This is a genomic window from Streptomyces sp. NPDC002265, from assembly GCF_040296125.1.
In the GTDB taxonomy this organism is placed as follows: domain Bacteria; phylum Actinomycetota; class Actinomycetes; order Streptomycetales; family Streptomycetaceae; genus Streptomyces.
Genome location: NZ_JBEOWS010000418.1, coordinates 1 through 7,707, shown reverse-complemented (window position 1 = coordinate 7,707; position 7,707 = coordinate 1). Strand labels below are relative to the sequence as shown.

The following is a 7,707-nucleotide window of genomic DNA, read 5'->3' as shown; positions in this document are numbered from 1 at the left end:
CACCAGGTGCTCCGCACCGGCACCGGCGAGCCAGCGGGCGACGTGCCCGCCCAGCGCACCCGTACCACCGGTGACCAGCACCGTGCCGCGCGGCGACCAGGGCCGGCCGGCGGCGCTTCGGGCGTGGGCGAGCCGGGCGGTGAACACGCCGGTGGCGCGGACGGCGACCTGGTCCTCCTGGCCGTCGGCAGCGCCGGCTCCCTGCCCCAGTACGGCGGCGATACGACCGGCGGCGCGCTCGTCGACGGCCGCGGGCAGGTCGATCAGGCCGCCCCAGCGCCGGGGGTGTTCCAGGGCCAGGGCGCGGCCGAGGCCCCACACCTGGTTCTGCACCGCGCTGAGCGGTGCGTCGTCGGAGCGGCCGGTGGCGGCCGCGCCACGGGTGGCGCACCACAGCGGCACGTCGATGCCCGCGTCGCCGAGTGCCTGGGCCAGGGCCACGGTCTGCGCGAAGCCACGGGAGAGCGCGGGGTGTTCGGACGCGACGGCCTCGTCGGTCGCCAGCAACGACAGGACGCCGTCGAGCGAGCCGGCTTCGGTCGCGGCCCGGGTCAGGTCGTCGGCCAGGGACGTGCGGTCGGCGTCGGCGCCGACCGTCAGCGGGATCAGGTGCGCGCCGCGTCCGGCCAGGGCCGCGCGGACCGTGTCGGCCCACTCGTCGCCCTCGGGCGCGGCGAACAGCCATGTGCTGCCGGAGAGGTCGCCTGAGGACAGGCCGTTCAGCGGCTGCCAGGCCAGTTGGTAGCGCCAGCCGTCCACGACGGACCGCTCGCGCCGTCGGCGCCGCCAGGCCGACAACTTCGGTACGACGAGGTCCAGTTCCCTGGGGCTCAGCCCCAGCGTGGCAGCCAGGGACTGGGCGTCCTCGCGCTCGACGCTCGCCCAGAACTCGGCGTCGACCGCGTCCTCGGCGGCTGTCTCGGTCTCGGGGGCCTCAAGCCAGTAGCGCTGCTGCTGGAAGGCGTAGGTGGGCAGGTCGACGCGCCGGGCCCCCGGGAAAAAGGCCTGCCAGTCCACTTCGATGCCGCTGACGTGCAGTTCGGCGAGCGCGGCGACGGCGGCCTGCTGCTCGGGGCGGTCTGCTCGGAGTACGGGGATGGTGACGATGTCGTCCACACAGCCCTGGGCCAGGCCGCTGAGGACACTGCCGGGGCCGATCTCCACGAAGGTGGTCACGCCCAGCTCGTGCAGGGTTCGCACACCGTCGGCGAAGCGCACCGCTTCACGGACGTGCCGGACCCAGTATTCGGGGGTGTAGGGCTCGGCCAGGCGGCCGGTGAGGTTCGAAACGACGGGAATCCGGGGCTCGTTGAAGACCAGACCGCCGACGACCTCGCCGAACTCCTCCAGCATCGGATCCATCAACGGCGAGTGGAACGCATGGCTGACCTTCAACCGGGAGGTCTTGCGGCCCTGTTGTGCGAAGACCTCGGCGATCTCCAGCACGGCATCCTCGGCACCGGAGATCACGACGGACCGAGGGCCGTTGACCGCCGCGATACCCGCGCCGTCGGTCACGTACGGCAGCACCTCGTCCTCGGTCGCCTGCACCGCCACCATCGCACCGCCCGCGGGCAACGCCTGCATCAGCGCAGCTCGCGCCGACACCAGCCTCGCCGCGTCCTCCAGCGACAACACGCCGGCGACATGAGCGGCCGCGATCTCACCCACCGAATGCCCGGTCACGTAATCCGGCCGCACACCCCACGACTCCAGCAGACGGAACAGCGCCACCTCGACGGCGAACAACGCCGGCTGGGTGCAACCGGTCCGGTCGAGCTGCTCCGCGTCCGCGTCGGGCGCGAGGTCGAGGTGGGCGCGGATCTCGTCGTAGGCGGCGGCGAACGCCGGGAAGGCGGCGTAGAGTTCGCGGCCCATGCCGACTCGCTGCGAGCCCTGGCCGGAGAACAGGAACCCGGTCTTGTCACCGTGCCGGGCCGCACTGTGGACGACGGCCGCGGACGGGGTACCGGATGCCAATGCCCGTACGCCTGCGGTGAGTTCCTCCATGCTCTCGCCGACGACGGCCGCCCGACGGTCCCAGGTGGTGCGCGTCGTGGCGAGGGAGAAGCCGAGGTCGGCCGGGGTGCTCCCGGGGGCGCTCCGGCCGTCCTCCAGGAAGGAGAGCAGACGCGCCGCCTGGGCGCGCAGGGCCGCGTCGCTCTTCGCCGAGAGCACCCAAGGCAGCGCGCCGGTGGTCGGGGCCCCGGACGGCACTGCGGCGGGCACCACGGCGGGGTCCACATCCGGCTCCGCGGCGGGCGCTTGGTCGAGGGCCGGGGCCTGCTCGATGATCAGGTGCGCGTTGGTGCCGCTGACGCCGAAGGACGAGACCGCGGCGCGGCGGGGGCGGTCCGACTCGGGCCACGGGACGGCCTCGGTCAGGAGCCTGACGCCGCCCGCCGACCAGTCGACCTGGGCGGTCGGCTCGTCCACGTGCAGCGTCTGCGGCAGGACGCCGTTGCGGAGGGCCATCACCATCTTGATCACACCGGCGACACCCGCGGCGGCCTGTGTGTGACCGATGTTGGACTTGACGGATCCCAGCCACAGCGGCCGCTCGCCCGAGTGCTCGTGACCGTACGTGGCGAGCAGGGCCTCCGCCTCGATCGGATCGCCCAGGGTGGTGGCCGTGCCGTGCGCCTCGACCGCGTCGACCTGGGAGGCGGTCAGGCGCGCGTTCTCCAGCGCCTGCCGGATCACGCGCTCCTGCGAGGGGCCGTTCGGGGCCGTGAGGCCGTTGGAGGCGCCGTCCTGGTTGACGGCGCTGCCGCGGATGACGGCGAGCACGTCGTGGCCGAGCCGGCGGGCGTCGGACAGCCGCTCCAGCAGGAGCACGCCGACGCCCTCGGACATGCCCGTGCCGTCGGCGGTCGAGGAGAACGCGCGGCAGCGGCCGTCGGACGACAGACCGCGCTGGGCACTGAACGCGATGAAGGTGTTCGGCGTGGCCATCACGGTCACACCGCCCGCCAGGGCCATCGGGCACTCGTCGCGGCGCAGCGCCTGGGCGGCCAGGTGGAGCGCCACCAGCGAGGACGAGCAGGCCGTGTCGACGGTGACCGCCGGGCCTTCGAGCCCGAGGACGTAGGAGATGCGGCCGGACACCACGGCTGCGGTGTTCGCGGTGACGAGGTGGGCCTCGATGTCGCTGTCGCCCTGCCGCTGGAGGTAGGCGTGGTCCTGGCCGTTGGTGCCGACGAACACACCGGCCCGGGTGCCGCGTGCGGTGACGGGGTCGATGCCCGCGCGTTCGAAGGCCTCCCACGAGGTCTGCAGGAGCAGCCGCTGCTGCGGGTCCATGACCAGTGCCTCGCGGGGGGAGATCCCGAAGAAGGCGGGGTCGAACTCGCCGGCGTCGTGGAGGAATCCGCCCTCGCGCACGTAGGTGCGGCCCGTCCGCCCGGGCTCGCGGTCGTAGATCGTGTCCAGGTCCCAGCCGCGGTCGGTGGGGAACCCGGACACTCCGTCGCCGCCCGAGGCGACCAGTTGCCACAGCTCCTCGGGCGAGCCGACGCCGCCCGGGTAGCGGCAGGCCATCCCGACGACGGCGATGGGCTCGGTGTCCCTCGCCTCCAGCTCACCCAGCTGCCTGCGGGTCTGGCGCAGGTCCACCGTCACACGCTTGAGGTAATCCCTGAGCTTGTCGTCGTTCGACATGTTTTACGTCCTCGGTAGCAGTGCGTGAGATGAGTCAGTGGGAGCCGAGCTCTTGGTCGATGAGGTCGAACATCTCGTCGTCGGTGGCGGCGTCGATCCGGTCCAGGTCGAGGGCGCGGTCGGTGCCGGGGCCCGCGTCGGAGGTGTTCGCCACGGCGTCCTGGTGGGTGTCCGTCCACTTCCAGAGCAGCGCCTTGAGCCGGGCGGTGACCTTGTCCCGTACCGCGTCCTCCGGGGCGAGGGCGGCGAGCTGCGCCTCCAGCCGGTCCAGTTCGGCGAGCACGGGCGGGGCCTCGGCCGTGAAGTCGAGCACCAGGTCCTTGTGCAGGAGCCGGGCGATCGCGACGGGGTTCGGGTGGTCGAAGACGAGGGTGGGCTTGAGCCGGAGCCCGGTCGCGGCCCTGAGCCGGTTGCGCAGTTCCACGGCGGTCAGGGAGTCGAAGCCGATGTCCTTGAAGGCCGTGGTGGGCTCGATGCGGGCGGCGGTGGCGTGGCCGAGGGCGGCTGCCGCCTGCTGGCGCACCAGGTCCAGCAGGACCTTCTCCTGGTCGGCCTCCGGTATCCCGGCGAGGCGGCGGGCCAGGACGGTGGTCCCTGCGGCCGGGGCGCCGTCGGCCGCGGCGCCGGTGTCGCCGACGAGGCCGCGGAGGACGGCGGGCAGCATGCCGGAGCGGGCCATGGCGCGCAGTCCCGGAACGTCCAGGCGGACCGGCACGATCACCGGCCGGTCCGCGGTGAGAGCGGCGTCGAACAGGGCCAGCCCCTCCGCCGGGGTGAACGGTACGACTCCGGCCCGCCCCATCCGGGTGCGGTCGGCGTCGGTGATCCGGTCGCCCATGCCGCCGTTGTCCGTCCACAGGCCCCACGCCAGCGAGGTGCCGGGCAGACCCTCGGCCCGGCGCTGCCGCGCCAGTCCGTCCAGGAAGGCGGTCGCGGCGGCGTAGCCCGCCGCGCCCGCGCTGCCCAGGACTCCGGCCAGGGAGGAGAAGAGCACGAACGCGGAGAGGTCCAGGTCCCGGGTCAGCTCGTGCAGGTGCAGCGCCCCGTCGGCCTTCGGCCGCAGCACGGTGTCCAGGCGCTCCGGGGTCAGGGCGGTGACCACGCCGTCGTCCAGGGCGGCGGCCGCGTGCACCACGGCCACGAGCGGGTGCTCCGCCGGGACGCCGGCCAGCAGTTCGGCGAGGGCGTCCCGGTCCGTGATGTCACAGGCGGCCACGTCGACGTGCGCGCCCAGTTCGGAGAGGTCGGCGACGAGTTCGCCGATGCCCTCGGCCGCGGGGCCGCGACGGCCGGCCAGCAGCAACCTGCGTGCGCCGTGTTCGGCGACGAGGTGCCGGGCGAGCGACCGTCCGAGGCCACCGGTCGCGCCGGTGATCAGCACGGTCCCCTCGGGGTCCCACGCGTGACCGGTGGGCTCCGCGGGCGGGGTGACCCGGACGAGACGCGGCACGTACAGCTTCCCGTCGCGCACCGCGGCCTGCGGCTCGTCCAGGGCGGCGAGCGCGGCGGCCAGCGCGGGTTCGAGGCCGCCGTACGTGACCGCGGCGCCGTTCGTGACCATGCCGCCGTCGGTGACCGAGTCGTCCGCGTCGACGAGCAGGAGCCGGTCGGGGTGCTCGGTCTGGGCCGACTTCACGAGACCGGAGACCGCGACGTGCGCGAGGTCCAGGGCCGTGCCGTCCAGCTCGACGGCTCCGCGCGTCAGCACGACGAGCCGTGCGTCGGAGAACCGCTCGTCGGCGACCCACTCCTGGACGGCCGACAGCACTTCGGCCAGCAGCCCGCGTGTCGCCGCGGCGGCATCGCCCCCGCTCGGAGCGCAGGGCAGGAGGACGTGGGCGGGTGTGGCCGCACCGCCGTCGACGGCCATGCGGAGCGCGTCGAGGTCGGCGTGGGAACCCTCGTCGCCGAGGACCACCCACTCGGCATCGACATCGGCAGCGGTCGCGGAGGCGGGTGCGGAAGCCGCGGTGTGCTCGACCCAGTCGGTCTCGAACATCCAGTCCTGGTGCGCCACGCGCGAGGCCAGCACCTGCTGCGCGGACATCGACCGGGTCCGGACGGACGCGACCGAGGCGACGGGAGAGCCGTCGGCATCGGACAGTTCGATCGTCACCGCGTCGTCGGCGGCGGGCCGTATGCGTACGCGTACGGCCCCGGACCCCGGAGTGTGCACGGACATGCCGCTCCAGGCGTGGGGCATGAGCAGCTCGCCGGGGTCTTCGGTGCGGTGCGACGCCAGCAGGCCGAGGGCGACGTCCAGCAGTACGGGGTGCAGGGCGTAGCGGTCCGCCCGGTCCCGCTCCGCGGCGGTCAGTACGGCCTCGGCGTACAGCTCGTCCCCGCCGCGCCAGGCGGCACGCAGCCCCGGACGGCCCTCGACGTCCACGGGTTCGGCACCCGTCGGCGGCCACATCGTCAGGTCGAACTCCGGTGCCGGAGCGTTCCGGGTGAGCTCTCCGGTGGCGTGGCAGACCCATGGCTCGCCGGTGCCGTCCGCGGCGGGCCGGCTGAAGACACGCACCGAGCGCCGGTCAGGGTCGTCGCCTGGACCGACCTGCACCTGGATACGGACGGCGCCCTGTTCGGCCAGGACCAGCGGTGCGTCCACGTCCAGCTGTTCCAGGTACGGGATCCCGGCCTGCCGTCCCGCGGCCAGGGCGAACTCCACGAACGCGGCGACCGGGAGCACCGGCACGCCGCCGGCCGTGTGCTCCGCGATCCAGGGCATGTCGTCCCGGGACAGCCGGCCGGTGAACAGCACGTCCTGCGTACCGGCGGTCTCCACCACCGCGCCGAGCAGGGCGTGGCCGGAGGAGTCCAGGCCCGCCGAGGAGACGTCGGACGCGGCCGTACCCGAGAGCCAGTAGCGCTCGCGCTGGAAGGCGTACGTGGGCAGGTCGACGCGGCGGGCACCGGGGAACACCTGCTGCCAGTCCGGGGAGACACCGTGCGCGTGCAACTGCCCGAGGGCGAGAGTCAGCGCCCGGGGTTCGGAACGGTCGGCACGCAGGGCGGGAACGGTGACGATGTCCACGTCGTCGAGGCAGCCCTGGGCGAGAGCACTCAGCACGCCACCGGGGCCGATCTCCACGAACGTGGTCACACCCAACTCGTGCAGGGTCCGCACACCGTCGGCGAAGCGGACCGCCTCGCGGACGTGCCGCACCCAGTACTCGGGCGTGTACGCCTCGGCCGGCCGGCCGGTGAGGTTGGAGACCACCGGGATCCGGGGCGCACTGAACGTCAGACCGCGGACGACCTCGGCGAACTCCTCCAGCATCGGATCCATCAGCGGCGAATGGAACGCGTGACTGACCTTCAGGCGGGACGTCTTACGACCCTGAGCGGCGAACACCTCGGCAATCGCCGCAACCGCGCCCTCCGCACCCGAAACGACCACAGAGTCAGGGCCGTTGACCGCCGCGATGCCGACCTCGTCGGTCAGGTGCGGCAGCACCTCGTCCTCGGTGGCCTGGACCGCCACCATCGCGCCACCGGCGGGCAGCGCCTGCATCAGCGCGGCACGCGCCGACACCAGCCTCGCCGCGTCCTCGAGCGACAAGACGCCTGCGACATGGGCGGCCGCGATCTCACCCACCGAATGCCCGGCCACGAAGTCCGGCCGGACGCCCCACGTTTCGAGAAGCCGGAAGAGGGCCACCTCGAGGGCGAACAGCGCGGGCTGGGCCGAGCCCGTCCGGTCGAGCGCCTCCGAGTCGACATCGACGGGCGCGTCCAGGAGCGCGCACACCTCGTCGTACACCGCCGCGAACACCGGGTATGCCGCGTACAGTTCGCGCCCCATCCCCAGCCGCTGCGAGCCCTGGCCCGAGAACAGGAACCCGACCTTGTTCCGGTCGGCACCGGCACGCCCGGTCACCACCTGCGCCGCGGGTTCGCCGGCCGCGAGGGCGGTGAGCCCCGCGCGCAGCTCTTCCCCGTCGGCTCCGACAACCGCTGCCCGGTGCTCCAGCGCCGAGCGGGTGGCCGCCAGCGAGAATCCCACGTCGGCCGGGGACACGGCCGCCGACTCCAAGGACGACA

Annotated in this window: 1 protein-coding gene and 1 pseudogene; both read right to left on the bottom strand. The window is 73.6% G+C overall.

Going from position 1 to position 7,707, the window contains the following annotated elements; all coding sequences use genetic code 11:
- Positions 1–3,660: type I polyketide synthase (locus ABT085_RS41125; RefSeq protein WP_351620586.1), on the bottom strand; the 3,660-nt coding region annotated here is incomplete at its 3' end.
- Positions 3,661–3,694: 34 nt separating this feature from the next.
- A pseudogene (locus tag ABT085_RS41120) lies at positions 3,695–7,684 on the bottom strand (SDR family NAD(P)-dependent oxidoreductase); the annotation flags it as partial.
- Positions 7,685–7,707 lie beyond the last annotated feature (23 nt).